Annotated in this window: 13 protein-coding genes; 5 read left to right on the top strand and 8 right to left on the bottom strand. The window is 72.7% G+C overall.

The annotated features are described in order from the left end of the window. Positions 1-304: 304 nt before the first annotated feature. Positions 305-1,918, bottom strand: a complete 1,614-nt coding sequence (locus tag AC06E6_RS07530; protein ID WP_478060765.1) for an alpha-glucosidase — start codon at positions 1,916-1,918, stop codon at positions 305-307. Between the two features lie 177 nt (positions 1,919-2,095). Between AC06E6_RS07530 and AC06E6_RS07525 the strand changes: the two genes are divergently transcribed. Further along, positions 2,096-3,094, top strand: a complete 999-nt coding sequence (locus AC06E6_RS07525; RefSeq protein ID WP_104938314.1) for a polyprenyl synthetase family protein — start codon at positions 2,096-2,098, stop codon at positions 3,092-3,094. 4 nt (positions 3,095-3,098) lie between these two features. Then, entirely contained in the window at positions 3,099-3,356 is a 258-nt protein-coding gene (locus tag AC06E6_RS07520; protein WP_240211633.1) for a helix-hairpin-helix domain-containing protein, read from the top strand. Positions 3,357-3,473: 117 nt separating this feature from the next. Here the strand turns inward: AC06E6_RS07520 and AC06E6_RS07515 are convergent, their stop codons facing one another. The 4 genes from AC06E6_RS07515 to AC06E6_RS07500 all read right to left on the bottom strand — a co-directional run bounded on the left by AC06E6_RS07515 (position 3,474) and on the right by AC06E6_RS07500 (position 9,905). Next, positions 3,474-4,271, bottom strand: a complete 798-nt coding sequence (locus AC06E6_RS07515; protein ID WP_240211634.1) for a dienelactone hydrolase family protein — start codon at positions 4,269-4,271, stop codon at positions 3,474-3,476. Between the two features lie 200 nt (positions 4,272-4,471). Continuing rightward, positions 4,472-5,878, bottom strand: a complete 1,407-nt coding sequence (gene murD, locus AC06E6_RS07510; protein ID WP_161615048.1) for a UDP-N-acetylmuramoyl-L-alanine--D-glutamate ligase — start codon at positions 5,876-5,878, stop codon at positions 4,472-4,474. Further along, positions 5,859-7,214 (bottom strand): UDP-N-acetyl-alpha-D-muramoyl-L-alanyl-L-glutamate epimerase, encoded by a 1,356-nt coding sequence (murL, locus tag AC06E6_RS07505; RefSeq protein ID WP_240211635.1) that lies wholly within the window; start codon positions 7,212-7,214, stop codon positions 5,859-5,861. The genes murD and murL overlap by 20 nt, the downstream gene beginning before the upstream one ends. An 81-nt stretch (positions 7,215-7,295) precedes the next feature. Beyond that, positions 7,296-9,905, bottom strand: coding sequence for a bifunctional aspartate kinase/diaminopimelate decarboxylase (locus AC06E6_RS07500; RefSeq protein WP_240211636.1), 2,610 nt, complete (start codon positions 9,903-9,905; stop codon positions 7,296-7,298). Positions 9,906-10,106: 201 nt separating this feature from the next. Between AC06E6_RS07500 and AC06E6_RS07495 the strand changes: the two genes are divergently transcribed. From AC06E6_RS07495 to AC06E6_RS07485, 3 genes are all read left to right on the top strand, one after another. Continuing rightward, the gene (locus tag AC06E6_RS07495; protein WP_240211637.1) at positions 10,107-10,967 is read left to right on the top strand and encodes a PhzF family phenazine biosynthesis protein; all 861 of its coding nucleotides are present in this window, start codon (positions 10,107-10,109) and stop codon (positions 10,965-10,967) included. A gap of 103 nt (positions 10,968-11,070) precedes the next feature. Then, positions 11,071-11,946, top strand: a complete 876-nt coding sequence (locus AC06E6_RS07490) for a PhzF family phenazine biosynthesis protein (protein WP_240211638.1) — start codon at positions 11,071-11,073, stop codon at positions 11,944-11,946. Positions 11,947-11,983: 37 nt separating this feature from the next. Then, the gene (locus AC06E6_RS07485) at positions 11,984-12,790 is read left to right on the top strand and encodes a hypothetical protein (RefSeq protein ID WP_240211639.1); all 807 of its coding nucleotides are present in this window, start codon (positions 11,984-11,986) and stop codon (positions 12,788-12,790) included. Positions 12,791-12,842: 52 nt separating this feature from the next. Here the strand turns inward: AC06E6_RS07485 and tsaB are convergent, their stop codons facing one another. The 3 genes from tsaB to AC06E6_RS07470 form a co-directional block, all read right to left on the bottom strand. Beyond that, positions 12,843-13,547 carry a tRNA (adenosine(37)-N6)-threonylcarbamoyltransferase complex dimerization subunit type 1 TsaB gene (gene tsaB, locus AC06E6_RS07480; RefSeq protein ID WP_240211640.1) on the bottom strand — a complete coding sequence of 235 codons (705 nt, stop codon included), beginning with the start codon at positions 13,545-13,547 and terminating at the stop codon, positions 12,843-12,845. Next, a complete protein-coding gene (locus tag AC06E6_RS07475) occupies positions 13,544-15,574 on the bottom strand; it encodes a DNA repair helicase YoaA (RefSeq protein WP_240211641.1) in 2,031 nt (676 codons plus the stop codon). The genes tsaB and AC06E6_RS07475 overlap by 4 nt, the downstream gene beginning before the upstream one ends. 77 nt (positions 15,575-15,651) lie before the next feature. Beyond that, positions 15,652-16,182: a hypothetical protein gene (locus AC06E6_RS07470; RefSeq protein WP_240211642.1), complete on the bottom strand. Its 531-nt coding sequence runs from the start codon at positions 16,180-16,182 to the stop codon at positions 15,652-15,654. Between the last annotated feature and the right edge of the window lie 2 nt (positions 16,183-16,184).

Genomic DNA, 16,184 nt, shown 5'->3' with positions numbered 1-16,184 from the left:
ATCGCGATGTGGCCGACACCGTACTGTTTCCCACGGGCCGATGACGCCCGCGGCCGGGGACGTGCCGGCACGCCGCCCATGCGCGAGGGCATCGCGGTCCATCGGCACCGGGACGCGCGTTGCACGCCGCAGCGGGCCAGCGCCCCGCCATGGTTCCTCGCCGCTCCGCGGCGCCGGAGCGCATGCGGCGCACGATGGCCGGTGCCTGGCGGCACACACTGCGTTGCGCGCGCAGGCGACGCACAACGCAGCAGGGGCGGAGATCGCTCTCCGCCCCTGCAGGCCGCGTCGCGGGTTGCAACGCTCAGCCGCGCCGTGCGCAGTACACCGCGTGCGCGGGCAACAGCAGTTCGCCGGCCTCGATGCGCCCTGCATCCGGGCCGGGCATCGCCAGCGGCTGCCACGAACCAGCCGGCAGCGGATGCCGCACCGGTGCCGCCGACAGGTTGAAGGCCAGCAGCAGCGTCTGCCCGTCCCGCGTGCGCTCGAACATCAGCACCGGCTCGGCGCTGTCGAGGAAGCGGATCGCACCGCCGGTCAGCGCCGGCTGGGCATGACGCCAGGCCAGGAACGCGCGGAACGCATTGAGCACCGAATCGGGCGCGGCCTCCTGCGCCTGCACCGACAACGCGCGGTGCTCGGCCGGGATCGGCAGCCATGGCCTGGCCGTGCTGAAGCCGGCCAGCTCGCCGCCGGTCCACGGCATCGGCGTACGGCAGCCGTCGCGGCCCTTGAAGTTCGGCCAGAAGGTGATGCCGTAGGGGTCGCGCAATGCCTCGAACGGCACGTCGGCTTCGCCCAGGCCCAGTTCCTCGCCCTGGTAGATGCACACCGAGCCGCGCAGCGAGCACACCAACGCGACCAGCATCCTGGCCATCGCCGGGTCGGCCGGGTGGCCCCCCCAGCGGGTCACCGCGCGCTGCACGTCGTGGTTGGACACCGCCCAGCACGGCCAGCCGTCGCGCATGGTCGCCTCCAGCTTCTCCACCGTGGCGCGGATGTAGCCGGCACTGTAGTCGTCCACCAGCAGCTCGAAGCTGTAGCCCATGTGCAGGCGGCCCGGCGCGGTGTACTCGGCGGTGGTCGCCAGCGAATCCTCCGAGGAAATCTCGCCCAGCGCCACCGCGCCCGGGTACTGGTCCAGCAGCGCGCGCAGGCGCTCGAGGAAACCGACGTTCTCCGGCCGGGTGTTGTTGTAGTAGTGGTACTGGAAGGCGTACGGGTTGTCCGGGCTGAAGCCACGGCCCACGCGCTCGCTCTCCGGCTTGGCCGGGTTGTCGCGCAGCTGCGCGTCGTGGAAACAGAAATTGATCGAATCCAGGCGGAAGCCGTCGACGCCACGGTCCAGCCAGAACTTCACGTAGTCCAGCGTGGCCTGCTGCACCGCCGGGTTGTGGAAATTCAGGTCCGGCTGCGACGACAGGAAGTTGTGCAGGTAATACTGGCGCCGGCGCGGCTCCCACTTCCAGGCCACCCCGCCGAAGATCGACAGCCAGTTGTTGGGCGGGGTGCCGTCTTCGCGCGCATCGGCCCACACGTACCAGTCGGCCCTGGGGTTGTCGCGGCTCTGCCGGCTCTCGCGGAACCACGGGTGCTGGTCGGAGGTGTGGCTGAACACCTGGTCGATCATCACCTTCAGGCCCAGCGCATGCGCCCTGGCCAGCAGCCGGTCGAAGTCGTCCAGCGTGCCGAACAGCGGGTCGACGTCGCGCTGGTCGGCGATGTCGTAGCCGAAATCGGCCATCGGCGAGCGGAAGAACGGCGATACCCAGATCGCATCCACGCCCAGCGAGGCGATGTAGTCGAGCCGGTCGATGATGCCCGGCAGGTCACCGACGCCATCGCCGTTGGTGTCCAGGAAGCTGCGCGGATAGATCTGGTAGATGACGGCGCCCCGCCACCAGGGAGTGTTCGACATCGAGCGCCCCTCCGGGCTTGTGCGTGCCCGCGGCCGGGCATGGATGAACCACGCCAGCTTAGCGGCGGCACCGGAGCCATGGCGCGCAGTGCATACGTATTCACGCGCGTGCCGGCGGCGGCGCCCGGTCACCGGCGGCACCGCCTATAATCGCCCCACGCCCCCCGACGCCATCGCATGAGCATCGCCGAAGACCTCCGCCCCGCGCTGGGCCTGCCCGCCATCCAGACCCTCGCCGCCCCGGACATGGCCGCCGTCGATGCCCTGATCCGCCACCGCCTGGCGTCCGATGTGGTGCTGATCAACCAGATCGCCGACCACATCATTTCCGCCGGCGGCAAGCGCCTGCGGCCGATGCTGGTGATGCTGGCCGGGCATGCCGCCGGCGGCGCCGGGCCCGAGCACCACCAGCTGGCGGCGATCATCGAGTTCATCCACACCTCGACCCTGCTGCACGACGACGTGGTCGACGAGTCGGACCTGCGCCGTGGCCGCAGCACCGCCAACGCGCTGTGGGGCAACGCGCCCAGCGTGCTGGTCGGCGACTTCCTGTATTCGCGCAGCTTCCAGCTGATGGTCGAGCTGGACCGCATGCCGGTCATGCGCATCCTGGCCGATACCACCAACCGCATCGCCGAAGGCGAGGTGCTGCAGCTGCTGCATGTCCACAACCCGGATACCGACGAAGCGGCCTACCTGCGGGTGATCGAGCGCAAGACCGCGGTGCTGTTCGCCGCCGGTACCCGCCTGGGCGCGCTGGCCAGCGGTGCCGGCGAGGCGGTGCAGCGGCAGCTGTACGACTACGGCATGGCGCTGGGCTATGCGTTCCAGATCGCCGACGACGTGCTGGACTACTCGGCCAACGCCGAGGAGCTGGGCAAGAACCTGGGCGACGACCTGGCCGAGGGCAAGGCCACGCTGCCGCTGATCCATGCCATGGCGCATTCGGACGCGGCCGTGCGCGAGCGCCTGCGCGCGATCGTGCAGGAGGGCGATGCCGACGCCATGCCCGAGGTGCTGGCCGCCATCCGCGCCACCGGTGGCCTGGAATACAGCCGCCAGCGCGCGGTCGAGTACGCCGACGCCGCCGAGCGCGCGCTCGATGGCCTGCCCGAGAGCGATGCCGTCGCCGCCCTGCGCGGCCTGGCCCGCTACGCGGTCGAACGCAGCCACTGAGCCGATGACGTCCGCGCGGCATTTCAACGACGAGGAGCGCGCCGCGCTGCTGGCGGTGAAAGGCGTCGGCGCCACCGTGGTGGCACGGCTGGAACAACTGGGTTTCCACACCCTGCGGCAACTGGCGCAGGCCGAGCCCGGCGACATCGTCGGCCAGGCCGCGGCAATGCTGGGCAGCAGCTGCTGGCGCAACAGCCCGCAGGCGCGCGCGGCGATCGCCGGCGCCATCGCGGCCGCACGCAGCCACGTCCCCCGCGCCTAGGCGGCCGCGCGGCTGCAGGCCGGCGACCGCCAGCGGCAGGCGCGATGCGTTGCCGGTTCCGGGCGCGGCGTCCGCCCCCGCCTGCAACGGACGCCGCGCCCGCGCCGGCCCCGGCGCTCAATCGCCCAGGCGCTCTTCCAGGAAGCTGTCCATCATCTTCCACGCGCGCCTGGCCGCGCGCGGGTCGTACACGCAGCCCGGCGGGCTGTTGGCGTCGGCCTCGGCGAAGCAGTGCACCGCACCGCTGAAATTGACGAACTGCCAGTCGGCGCCGGCGGCATCCATTTCCGCGCCGAACGCGGCGATATCGCCGGCCGTCACCCCGCGGTCGGCGGCGCCGTTGAGCACCAGCATCGGCACCTTGCCGCTCCCGGCGGCGGCCGGGCTGGGCGTGGACAGGCCGCCGTGCAGGCTCACCACACCCGCCAGCGGCATGCCCGCACGCGCCATTTCCAGCACCGTGCTGCCGCCAAAGCAGAAGCCCACCGCAGCGATGCGCGAGGCGTCCAGCGGCGCCTTGCCGGCCTGGGCCTTGAGCGCGTCCAGCGCGGCGCGGGCGCGCGCACGCAACAGCTCGCGGTTTTCACGCAGCGGCCTGGAGGCCGCGGCGGCTTCGGCGTCGTCCTTCGGCCGCACCGCGCTGCCGTAGACGTCGGCCACCAGCACCACGTAGTCGTCGCCGGCGATGCGCCCGGCCTTCTCGATCGCCGACGCGTTCACCCCGCGCCAGTTCGGCACCATCACCACGCCCGGGCGACGCGCGTCGCCGTCGTCATCGAAGACCAGCACGCCGCTGTAGCGGGCGCCGTCCAGCTGCCACTCCACCGGCCGCTGCTGCATCTTCGCCAGCGCCGGCAGTGCCGCCGACGCACACGCCACCAGCAACGCCACCTGCCACTTGCGCACGGTTCGCATGGGAGTCACTCCGTCTGGGGAATGCGGCGAGTCTATGCCTCATGCGGCATGAACGGCGCGTGCCGCCCCCTTTGCCCTGTACTCCGGCCTCCCCGGGGTCGGGGGTCGCCGCGCACGGCGCCACTCAGCGAAAGCACGGGCCCGGCCCACGCCCATGGGCCGGCACCCGGCAACCCCCGACCCCGCCCGGATACGCGCCGTCAGCCGACCCCCAGCCCCGGGATCGCGCTGATGCTGTCCGGGTCGAAGCCGGCCAGTTCGGCGAAGTGGCGGCCGCGCGCCACGTAGTCGCGGTAGGCGCCGAAGCTCGGCGCGCCCGGCGACAGCAGCACCACCCCGCCCTGCTCCCCGAGCGCGGCCCGCGCCAGCGCGACCGCGTGCGGCAGGTCGGCGGCGGCATGCAGGCCGAAGCGGCCTTCGCCGGCCAGCGGCTGCAGCAGCGCATGGATGCGCGGCCCGTTGCCGCCCATGGTGATGATTTCCAGCGGCGCATGGTCGCGCATGTGCGCGGCGAAGTCGTGCCAGTCCAGGCCGCGGTCGTGGCCGCCGACCAGCAGTGCGATGCGCTGCCCGGCGAAGCAGTCCAGCGCCGCCAGCGAGGCATGCGGCGTGGTGCTGATCGAGTCGTTGACCCAGCGCAGGCCGTCGCGCTCGCCCAGCAGCTGCAGGCGGTTGGGCAGCGGGCGGAAGCCGCGCACCGCCGGCGCCAGCGCCACCGCGTCCAGCCCCAGCGCTTCCAGCGCCGCCAGCACCGCGCACAGGTTGCCGCGGTTGTGGCGGCCCGGCAGCGGCGTGTCGGAGGTATCGAAGACCGGCTGCGCGCCGCGGTGCACCACCTCGCCGACCATGTGCCAGCCCTCGGCCTGGTTGAACCACACCACCTGGCTGTGCGGCAGCTGCAGCGCGCGCAGGTGCGGATCGGCGGCGTTGAGTACCGCCACCCGCGGGTGGCCGCCGGTCACCAGCGACAGCTTGTCGTCGATGTAGCGCTGCTCGCTGCCGTGCCAGTCCAGGTGCTCGGGAAACAGGTTGAGGACGATGGCCACGTCCGGCCGCGTACCGCTGCGCGCGACCTCGCCGGTCTGGTAGCTGGACAGTTCCACCGCCCAGTACGCCGGCGCCGGTTGCGGGTCGAGCACTTCCAGCAGCGGCAGGCCGATGTTGCCGGCCAGCCCGGTGCGGTGCCCGGCCGCGCGCAGCAGGTGCGCCAGCAGCGAGGTGGTGGTGCTCTTGCCCTTGGTGCCGGTCACGCACACGGTGTCCGGCAGCGTGCCGTCGGCGCGCGCGTGCTCGCTGAACCACAGCGAGGTGCCGCCGATGAACTGCGTGCCACTTGCCGCGGCGGCCAACGCCTCGGGCCGGTACGGGCTGATGCCGGGCGATTTCACCACCACGTCGAAGCCTGCCAGCGCCTCGCCGCTGACCGCGCTTTGCACCTGCAGCGCACCGGCGGTTTCAGCGCGCGCGGCCGCGGCTTCGGCCTCGGGGCAGAACAGTGTCAACGCCAGGCCGGGCAGCCGTTCGCGCAGCGCGTGGAAGGCGGCGCGGCCCTCGCGGCCCCAGCCCCACAGCGCGACGCGCTGCCCCTCAAGCTGCGAAATCCGCACGCAGGCGCTCCCACAGGGCGGCGGGGATGCGGTGCTCGCCGTCGATCACCAGCAGCGGCTCGATCTTCAGTTCGTCGGCCGCCAGGGTCGGCTGGATCACCTGGGCGAACCGCTTGACCAGCACGTCTTCCTTCCATTCCGGGCGCGCGGCCAGGGCAGCCATCGCCGCGCGCGACTCCCTGCCTTCGCCCACGCACTCGAATGGCTTGTGGTCCTGGAATTCCAGCAGCGCGTCGAAGCCGCCGGCCTGGTCGCCGTCGTCGAGCAGGTTGCGGCCGAAGATGCGCACCAACCGGGTCTTGGGCATGAACGGCGCCAGCGCCAGGAACACGAAGTGGCACTTCGGGCAGACCCCGCACCAGCGGTTCACCGGGCGCTCGCCGAGGATGTGGAAATTGCGGTTGCAGCTGGAGAAATGCGCGTCGTAGTAGTCGGTCCTGGCGAACTGCCGCGCCACCGCCAGCTCGGACAGCGGCCGCAGCAGCGAGTAGTAATGCAGGTCGGCGGCGACGTGCCGCTGCACGTGTTCGCCGAACGCCTTCTCGAACGCCCAGCCCTTGGACCACTGGTGATTGACCTCGCCGGTGCCGGCGATCTGGCTGCCGTAGCTGGCCGAGCGCTCGTTGGAGAACACCACCTGGTCCACGCCCTGCACCAGCGCCGCCAGCAGCATGATCGCCGAGTTCACCGCGGTCACCGGAATGTGGCCGTTCCACGCGCCCTGGCGGTTGAGTTCGAACAGCTCCGGCGCCAGCGCGCGGCCGATGTTGAGCATCGGCAGGCCGGTGCGCTCGGCGCAGGCGCGGATCAGCTGCGAGCCGCCGATCCAGGTGACGGTCGCGGCCACGCCGGCGTGGCGCAGCGCCTCGATGCTGACCAGCGAATCCTTGCCGCCGCCGATGGCGACCAGGGCGTGTTCGCGCAGGCCCAGCGGCTGCGCCGCCGGTTCGGCCTGCGCCTCCACCGGCAACCGGAAGCGGCCGCGCAGGTTCAGCCCGTTGCGGTAGGCGAACTCGCCCAGGCCGTTGAGGTAGACCGTTTCCACCAGCGCCGCGGTCGCGGCGTCGATGGCGTAGCTGTCGATGGCCACCTGCGCCGGCACCGCCGCCTTGTAGTAACTCACCCCGGCGACCAGGTGCAGCAGCCGCAGCGCGCGCTGCACCGCCGCCGCACGCGCCGGGTCCAGGTGGAACGGCGCGCCCGGCACGGTGACGGTCTCGGTCATCTCCGGACCGTCGTCGAAGGCGTACACCAGCCGCGCCACGCCGGTGTCCGCGGCGAACGCGCAGCGGACGAAACGGAAGCGGGAAACCTGGTCTTTGTCGAAAGCTGTCATGGCGTATCCGGAATCAAGCGGGGTGCCGCGCGCGGTGCTGCGTGGGCGCGGCGGAACGAGGGGGCAAGGGCGGCGCGGAGGTCACGACGCATCGTCGATGATGTCCTCGCACGGCAGCGCGCGCTGGTTGTAGCGGCTGGCCATGCTGAAGCCGTAGGCGCCGGCGTCGGCGATCAGCATGACGTCGCCGGGGGCGGTGGTGAACGGCAGCTTCACCCGCTGCGCGAACACGTCGCTGGATTCGCAGATCGGCCCGACCACGCTGAAGTCGAGGTCGCGCGCGTCTTCCAGCCGCGACAGGTTGGCGATGTCGTGCCAGGCGTCGTACAGCGCCGGGCGCAGCAGCGCGTTCATGCCGGCGTCCAGGCCAACCCGGCGCACGCCATCCTTTTCCACCACCTGGGTGGCATGGGCCAGCAGCACGCCGGCCTCGGCGACCAGGAAGCGGCCCGGCTCGACCGCCAGCTGGAACGCCGGGTGCACCGCCTTGACCGCGGCCAGGCCGGCGGCCCAGGCGTCCAGATCGAACGGTTCGTCGTCGTCGCTGTACGGCACCGGCAGGCCACCGCCGATGTCGAGGATCTCCACGCTGCCGATGCGGCGCGCGAAGCCGGCCAGCTCGTCCACCACCTGCTGCCAGTGGCCGCTGCTCTCCACGCCGCTGCCCAGGTGGGCGTGGATGCCGGTGACGCGCACGCCGAGGCCGCGCGCCACGTCCATGAATTCGTCCACCCGCTGCGCCGACAGGCCGAACTTGGCCTCCTTGCCACCGGTATTGACCTTGCGGTGGTGGCCGTCGCCATGGCCCAGGTCGATGCGCAGCCACAGCGTGCGGTCGCCGAACACCTCCGGCCAGCGCCGCAGCAGTTCGACGTTGTCCACGGTGACGTTGACCCCGCGCGCCAGCGCCGCGGCGTACTCGCCGATCGGGGCGAAACTGGGGGTGAACAGCACCCGCGCCGGCGCCAGCTCCGGCAACACCTCGAACACGTGCTCGACCTCGCCCAGCGAAACGCACTCCAGGCCGAAGCCTTCGGCGGCCAGCGCGCGCAGGATGGCCGGGTGCGGGTTGGCCTTGATCGCGTAGTAGCGGCGGTCCAGCGCCGCCACCGCCTGCAGCTGGCGCGCGCGCGCGCGCACCGTGGGCAGGTGGTACACGTAGCGCGGCGTGCCCTGCGCGGCCAGTTCCAGCAGCTGCCCGCGCGAGCGCGGCGCGCGCCACCACGGCGTCGGCCGCGGGCGCACGCTGCCGGTGATCTCGCGCCAGCGCGGGCCGAACACCTGCTCCTCGTAGACCGGCATGGCGCCGCTGTCGATCAGTTCGTCGTGCAGGATCGGCAACAGCCCGTCGGCGTCGGCCTCGTCGATCACGAAGGTCAGGTTCAGGTCGTTGGACGACTGCGAGATCATGTGCACGCGCTCCTTGCCGAACGTGGCCCACACGTCCGAGAGCTTGTACAGCAGCGAGCGCATGCCGCGACCGACCAGGGTGATGGCCGCGCACGGCACGATCACCTTGACCTTGCAGATCCGCGACAGGTCGGCCGACAGCGCGGCCAGCACGTCGGTGCTGACCAGGTTCTCGGACGGATCCAGCGAGACGGTGACGTTGGTCTCGGCCGAGCCGATCAGGTCCACCGACAGGCCATGCCGGCGGAACAGGTCGAACACGTCGGCGAGGAAGCCGACCTGCTGCCACATGCCGATGCCTTCCATCGACACCAGCACGATGCCGTTGCGGCGGCTGATCGCCTTGACCCCCGGCACCGGCTCGGCGCTGCCGTCGATGCTGGTACCGGGCATGTGCGGGCGCTCGGTATCCAGGATCGCCATCGGCACCCCGGCGTCGCGGCACGGCTTGATCGAGCGCGGGTGAAGCACCTTGGCGCCGGTGGTGGCGATTTCCTGCGCCTCGTAATAATCCAGCCGGGTGAGCAGGCGCGCGTCGGGCACGTCCTTCGGGTTGGCGCTGAACATGCCCGGCACGTCGGTCCAGATCTCCACCCGACTGGCGCCCAGCAGCGCGCCGAAGTACGCGGCCGAGGTATCCGAGCCACCGCGGCCGAGGATCGCGGTGCCGCCGTCGCCGTGGCGGGAAATGAAGCCCTGGGTGATCAGCATGCGCGTGGGCTGCGCCGCGAAGCGCTGGCGGAACCCGGCGTCGCCCTGCCACTGGCAGTTCACCGACAGCCGCTGCGACCAGGCGCTCTGGTTGGGCGCCGGCGGCTGCGCGTGCAGCCAGTCGCGCGCGTCCATCCAGCCGAAATCCAGGCCGTTGCCGCGCAGGTAGGCCGCGCCGATGGTGGAAGACAGCAGTTCGCCCTGGCCCAGCACCTCGGCCTGCCAGTCCAGCGGGCGGTGGGCCGCGCGCGGGTCGTCGAGCAGCGCCTGCAGTGCCGCCAGCCGCGCGGCCAGCACCTCCTGGCCCAGCTCCAGCTCGGCCAGGAATGCGTTGTGGCGCGCGACCAGCGCGGCGACCCGCTCGCGGCTGTCGGCGGCGCCGTCGGCGATCGCGGTCAGCTCATTGGTCACGCCCGACAGCGCGGACACCACCACCAGCACGCGGCCACCGGTCTCGTCCGCACGTTTTTTCGCCAGTTCCCCGATCGTGTTCCAACGATGACGACGCGACACCGAGGTGCCACCGAACTTGAGGACGATCCAGCGATCGACGAGGGGGGAAGAGGACATTGGCGTGGGGGTTCACGGTGGGGAAAGACCCGACAGGCGGGCGGAACTGTCGATTCTATAGCCATGCCCCGCCCCGCGCCGCCGCCGGTTGCGGGCGACCGCATTGCGCCGGTGGCCACGGCGGCGCGCGCGGAGGACGCCCGGGCTCGCGATGCCGGCGCGCGCGGCCTATGCTGGCCGGCCCCCGCCTGGACCCCTGCCATGACCGCACGCCGCTATCTGCAACTGGACGTCTTCGCCGCGCGCCCGGGCGCCGGCAACCCGCTGGGCGTCGTGCTCGATGCCGACGGCCTGGACGATGCCGCCATGCAGGCCATCGCCGCTTGGCTGAACCTGTCCGAGACGGTGTTCTTCCTGCCGCCCGACGCCGACGCCGGCTACCGCATCCGCATCTTCACCCCGAGGATGGAGCTGCCCTTCGCCGGCCACCCCAGCGTGGGCGCGGCCTGGGCCGCGCTGGAGCACGGCCTGGCGACGGCCGACGACCACGGCCGGCTGCTGCAGCAGTGCGCCGCCGGCCTGCTGCCGGTGCGGGTGCAGGGCAGTAGCCGCTTCCGCCTGCTGCACGTGCGCAGCCCGCGCGCGGAACAGCGCGACGCGGCCACGCCCGCGCTGCCGCCGGGCCTGGCCGCACTGGCACGCCCGGGCGTGGCGCCGGCGCTGTGGAACAACGGCCCGGACTGGTGGCTGCTGGAGGCCGGCGACGAAGCCGCGCTGCGCCGCTACCGGCCGGAACTGGCGGCCATCGCCGCCCTGCCCGGCAACGGCAAGCTCGCCGTGTTCGCCGCCGCGGCGCGGCCCGACGTGGGCTACCAGTACGTGGTGCGCGCCTTCGCCCCCGGCGTCGGCATCGACGAAGACCCGGTGACCGGCAGCGCCAACGCACTGGTCGCCGCGCACCTGCTGGCCCAGGGCCGGCTCGCGCCCGGCCAGCACTACCGCGCCAGCCAGGGCCGCGAGCGCGGCCGCAACGGCGAGGTCCATGTGCAGGTGGACGACGAGGGCCATGTCTGGATCGGCGGCGAGGTGCAGCCGGTCATCGGCGGCCACCTCGACTGGTAACCGCCGCCCCCCTGCCCGCAGGTGCGCACTTGCGTGCGCGGGAACCTTCCCGGTGAGGCCGATCGCGCGCCTGCGGATATCTCCCCTACCCCACGGAATCCCCATGACTACCCGCCGCTTCCTGCAACTGGACGTCTTCGCCCCGCGCCCCGGCACCGGCAACCCGCTGGCCGTGGTGCTCGATGCCGACGGCCTGGACGATACCGCCATGCAGGCCATCGCCCGCTGGACCCGCCTGCCCGAGACCACCTTCGTGTTCGCGCCCACCGTGCCGGGCAGCAGCTACCGCATCCGCATGTTCGCGCCACAGAAGGAAGTGCCGTTCGCCGGCCACCCCAGCGTCGGCAGCGCGCATGCGGTGCTGGAGTGCGGCCTGGCCACGCCGGTCGACGGCCTGCTGGTGCAGGACGGCATCGCCGGGCAGCTGCCGCTGCGGGTGGACACGATCGACGGCGTCCGCCGCATCGCCATCCGCACCCCGCGCGCATCGGTGGCGGAGATCGTGGACGCCGCCGATGCGCGGCTGCGCCCGGCCATCGCTGGCTGGGCGCTGGGCGCGCTGCCGCCGGTGCTGATGGACGGCGGCCGCCGCTGGTGGCTGCTGGAACTGGCCGACGAGGCCACCCTGCGCGGCCTGGCCCCGGACTGGGACGCCATCGCCACCCTGGCCGAGGCCAGCGGCGCGATGGGCGTGTTCGCCTACGCCCGCAGCCATGGCCAGGCGCACGACCTGGCGGTGCGCGCCTTCGTCGGCAACGGCCGCCGCTTCGAGGACGCCGCCTCCGGCGCCGCCAATGCGGTGCTCGCCGCGTGGCTGGACGAACGCGGCGCGCTGCCCGGCCACGGCGGTCGCTACAGCGTCAGCCAGGGCCGCGAGGTCGGCCACGACGCATTGCTGGAACTGCGCATTGACGCGCACGGCGACGTGTGGTCCGGCGGCCAGGTGCAGACGGTGATCCGCGGAACCATCGACTGGTAGCGCGGTCGTACCGACAGTCCAGGGAGAGGTCGTCCGCATGCGTCGATGGATGCTGCTGTTGTCGCTGCTGTTGGCCGGCATGCAGGTGCCTGCCGGTGCCACGCAGCCGGCAGTGCCGCAGCGCGTGCTGTTCGTCGGCAACAGCCTGACCTATGTCGGCAACCTGCCGGCCACGTTCGCCGCACTGGCCAATGCCAACGGGCAGCATATGCACGCCGCGATGCTCGTGCAGGGCGGCGCCACGCTCGAACAGCGGGTGGCCGACGGCAGCGTGCCGCGGGCGCTGGCCCGCTACCGGCCGGCGGTGCTGGTGCTGCAGGAACGCGGCGGCGAGCTGCTCTGTGGCGCCGGCGAGGATCCCTGCCGGGCGTCGCGGCAGGCGGTGCAGGCACTGGCCGCGGCGGGCCGCCAGGCCGGCGCACGGGTGTTGCTGCTGGGCAGCTACCAGCCCCATCCCCGCGCGTCGGCGGCGATTGTCCAGGCCGAACGCGCCGCCGCCACGCAGGCCGGCATCGGCTACGTGGAGATTTCCGAAAGCCTGCGCCGGCTCTCCACCGGCGCCGGCACGCTCGCCTGGTACGACGCCGACGGCATGCATCCCGGGCCGGCGCTGACGCTGCTCGATGCGGTGCAGCTGTACCGGGCGCTGTTCGACACGCGCCCCGTGCGGGGTTTCACGGTCGCGGCGCCGATCTACGGCGCCAGCAGCGGATTGCGCGCCGAACTGCGCGATGCCGATGCGCCGGCGCCACGGCCGCAGACAGCGCAGGGCATCGGCTACGACGACGCGATGATCGGACAACTCAATGCGCTGCTGGATGCCGGCGGCAACCGGCCCCGGTAGGTGCGGGGCTCGCCGCGCCTGGCGCCTTCCCGGCAGTGCCCTGCCGGGCAGGTCAGCGCGAAGCGCGCAGCGCCTGCTGTTCGACCAGGGTGAGCGCGACGTTGTCGCGCAGGTAGGCCGGCTGCACCCGTTCGGGAGCGATGCCCTCGCCGCGGGCGAAGGCCGGCACGGCGAGCTTCAACACGTCCGATGCGCGCGGCAGCGCCTGCGCATCGACCGACGACAGCCGCGCCTGCAGGCGCGTGGCCAGCAGCCCCTCGGCGGCGCCGAAACCGGTGCCGACCCCGGCCCAGCGGCTGCCATCGTCGGGCAGCTGCAGCGCTTCCGGGGCAATCACCACTTCCGCGCCCTGTTCGTCCCACAGGCCATCGCCACGGCGCACGCAGCGCGCGGCGTAGACCTCGCCCATGCGCGCATCGATGCTGGCCAGCACGTGGCTGGCGTCGGCGGGCGCCTGCATCGCCAGCACCTGCAGCGTGGACACCGGCAGCAGCGGCCGGTCCAGCGCCAGGGCGATGCCCTGGGCGATGGCGATGGCCAGGCGCACGCCGGTGAACGCGCCGGGGCCGCGGCCCAGGGCGATGGCGTCCAGCTGCGCGCGGGCGATGCCGGCTTCGGCCAGCAGCTGTTCCGCCCACGGCAGGGTCAGTTCCGCATGCCGGCGCGGCGCGATCTCGAAGCGTTCCAGTACCTGCCCGTCCACATGCAGGGCGACGGAACAGGCTTCGGTGGCGGTTTCCAGGGCGAGCAGCTTCATGGGGTCACATCGGGATCGGGAAGGGGCGGCATGGCGGTTTCCATGCCCGGCGCGTCGGCATCGGGCTGCCATTGTCGCGCAAAGAACGCCTGCACATCGGCCAGTTCGCGGGTGCGGCGGAACGGCGGCAGCGAATCCAGGAACACGCGCCCGTAGCCGCGGCTGAGCAGGCGCGGGTCGCACAGCACCAGCACGCCGCGGTCGCTCTCGCTGCGGATCAGCCGGCCCACGCCCTGCTTGAGCGCGATCACCGCCTGCGGCAACTGTTCGTCGCGGAACGGGTTGCCACCGGCGCGGCGGATCGCGTCCAGCCGCGCCTCGTACACCGGGTCGTCCGGCGCGGCGAAGGGCAGCTTGTCGATCACCACCACGCTCAGCGCGTCGCCGGCCACGTCCACGCCTTCGCGGAAACTGGCCGAGCCCAGCAGCACGCCGTTGCCCGATTCGCGGAAACGCTGCAGCAGGCTGGCGCGGGGCGCCTCGCCCTGCACGAACAGCGGCCACGGCCCGCCGCGCAGCGCATCGGCGGCCTCGCGCAGCGCGCGGTGCGAGGCGAACAGCAGGAACGCACGCCCCTGCGAAGCCTCCAGCACCGGGCGCAGGGTGGCGATCAGCGCGGCGCCGAAGCCGCGTGCGGCCGGATCGGGCAACTGCCGCGGCAGGTAGCACAGCGCCTGCACCGGCCAGTCGAACGGGCTGGGCTGGACCAGGGTGTGTGGGTCGTCCAGCCCCAGCCGCGCGGCCAGGTGGCCGAAGTCGCCATCGACGGTCAGCGTGGCCGAGGTGAACACCCAGGCCGCGTGCGAGCGCAGGCGGTGTTCGCGCAGCGGCCCGGATACGTCCAGCGGGGTGCGCTGGCAGCGGAAGCCGCGCGGCGTCAGCTCGTACCAGAGCACATCGTTGCCGGCGGCGCCGATGTCGGCGTCATCGCTTTCGAAATCGGGCAGCGGCGCATCCTCGCCCAGCCAGCGCGCCAGCCGCGCCGCGCCTTCGAGCGCGCGTGCATGGCACGCGTCCAGCCCCGGCGACGCCTCGCGCACACCGGCCAGCGCATCGCGCAACCCGGCCAGCGCCGTGGCCAGCACGTCGAAGCCCTCGGCCACCGCCGGCACCGCCAGCGCGCGCCACTGGGTGCCGCGCGGCGGCAACGGCTCCATCGCCGCGCGCAGTTGCCGCAATGCCATTTCCAGCGCCGCCACCGGCGGCTGCAGCACCGGCTGCGCGCCGGCCACGCCGCGGCATTCGGCCAGGCAGTCGCGCGCCAGCTCCTGCCACGGGCGCATGCCGAAGCCTTCGCCGAAGAACCCGGCCGCCAGTTCCGGCAGCTGGTGCGCCTCGTCGATCACGAACGCCTGCGCGCCCGGCAGGATCTCGCCGAAACCTTCCTGCTTGAGCGCCAGGTCGGCCAGCAGCAGGTGGTGGTTGACCACCACCAGGTCGGCCTCCTGCGCGCGCTGCCGCGCCTGCACCACGAAGCACTCGCTCCAGAACGGGCAGTCGCTGCCCAGGCAGTTGTCGACGGTGGACGTGACCATCGGCAGCAGCGGCGAATCGTCGGCCAACCCGTCGAGCTCGGCCACGTCGCCGAACTGCGTGCGCCCGGACCAGGCAACGATGCGCTGGAACTGCGCGGCCTGTTCGGGCGAGGCCAGGCGCGGTTCCCCGCGCGCCTGGTCCAGCCGGTAGCGGCACAGGTAGTTGGCGCGGCCCTTGAGCAGCGCGCTGCGGTGGCCGACGCCGAGCGCGGCGCGCACCCGTGGCAGGTCGCGGTGGTAGAGCTGGTCCTGCAGCGCGCGGGTGCCGGTGCTGACGATGGTCTTCAGCCCGGACAGCAGCGCCGGGACCAGGTAGGCAAAGGTCTTGCCGGTGCCGGTGCCGGCCTCGGCCAGCAGTACGTCGCGCTGCTGGAAGGCATCGGCGATGACCTCGGCCAGGCGCAGTTGCGCCGCGCGCGGGGTGAAGGCGTCGAGCTGCCGCGCGAGCGCGCCGTCGGCGCTGAGGGCTTCACGGCTGGCGGTTCTAAGCATCGGAGGTCCGGGGCCGGAGGCTTGGAATCAGCAAGAAGCCGGTACCCACGGGCCGCTGGCCTGCGATCCCCGGCCCCTCAATAGCGGATGATCCCCGGCACGGTGCAGGCTTCGATCTGCGCATGCGCCGACGCGGCGTTTTCCTTCTCCACGCGCGCCAGGTGCGTCTGCTCGATGGTGGCCCAGTGGCGGCGGCACAGCGGCCCGGTGCGCGAGCCCAGCGCGAGCGCCTTGCGCGCCAGCGTCTCGGCGCGCGCCCAGTCGCCCTGCAGCAGCGCGATCTCGGCGCGTTCCTGCAGGATCGCCGGGTCGTCCTCGACCAGCAGCAGGGCCTGGTTCAGCGCATCGGCGGCACCGGCCAGGTCGCCGGCCCCGCGGCGTTCACCGGCGATCTGGCGCAGGTCGTCCACCTGCGGGTCGCGCAGCGGCTGCACGGTCACTTCCTTGTCGTCGGCGCCGGCGGCAGCCTGTACCGCGGCCATGCGCTGGGCAGGCGTGGTGGTATCGACCGGGGACGGCGGCGGGGGTGGCGTGCTGGTGCAGGCGGCCAGGGCCAGGGAGGCGGCCAGGACGGCCAGTGCGCGGTGGATCGGGAGCGTGTGGTTCATGC

Source organism: Stenotrophomonas sp. Steno-Z10-HUANG (assembly GCF_056393075.1).
Note: the sequence above shows the minus strand (reverse complement) of the source record. Positions and strands in the feature narration are given on the sequence as shown.

Coding starts and splice junctions, on each gene's coding strand:
- AC06E6_RS07490 (WP_240211638.1), top strand. CDS start 11,071: ATGACTACCCGCCGCTTCCTGCAACTGGACGTCTTCGCCCCGCGCCCC.
- AC06E6_RS07485 (WP_240211639.1), top strand. CDS start 11,984: ATGCGTCGATGGATGCTGCTGTTGTCGCTGCTGTTGGCCGGCATGCAG.
- AC06E6_RS07475 (WP_240211641.1), bottom strand. CDS start 15,574: ATGCTTAGAACCGCCAGCCGTGAAGCCCTCAGCGCCGACGGCGCGCTC.
- AC06E6_RS07530 (WP_478060765.1), bottom strand. CDS start 1,918: ATGTCGAACACTCCCTGGTGGCGGGGCGCCGTCATCTACCAGATCTAT.
- AC06E6_RS07525 (WP_104938314.1), top strand. CDS start 2,096: ATGAGCATCGCCGAAGACCTCCGCCCCGCGCTGGGCCTGCCCGCCATC.
- AC06E6_RS07495 (WP_240211637.1), top strand. CDS start 10,107: ATGACCGCACGCCGCTATCTGCAACTGGACGTCTTCGCCGCGCGCCCG.
- AC06E6_RS07515 (WP_240211634.1), bottom strand. CDS start 4,271: ATGCGAACCGTGCGCAAGTGGCAGGTGGCGTTGCTGGTGGCGTGTGCG.
- AC06E6_RS07500 (WP_240211636.1), bottom strand. CDS start 9,905: ATGTCCTCTTCCCCCCTCGTCGATCGCTGGATCGTCCTCAAGTTCGGT.
- AC06E6_RS07520 (WP_240211633.1), top strand. CDS start 3,099: ATGACGTCCGCGCGGCATTTCAACGACGAGGAGCGCGCCGCGCTGCTG.
- murL (WP_240211635.1), bottom strand. CDS start 7,214: ATGACAGCTTTCGACAAAGACCAGGTTTCCCGCTTCCGTTTCGTCCGC.
- tsaB (WP_240211640.1), bottom strand. CDS start 13,547: ATGAAGCTGCTCGCCCTGGAAACCGCCACCGAAGCCTGTTCCGTCGCC.
- AC06E6_RS07470 (WP_240211642.1), bottom strand. CDS start 16,182: ATGAACCACACGCTCCCGATCCACCGCGCACTGGCCGTCCTGGCCGCC.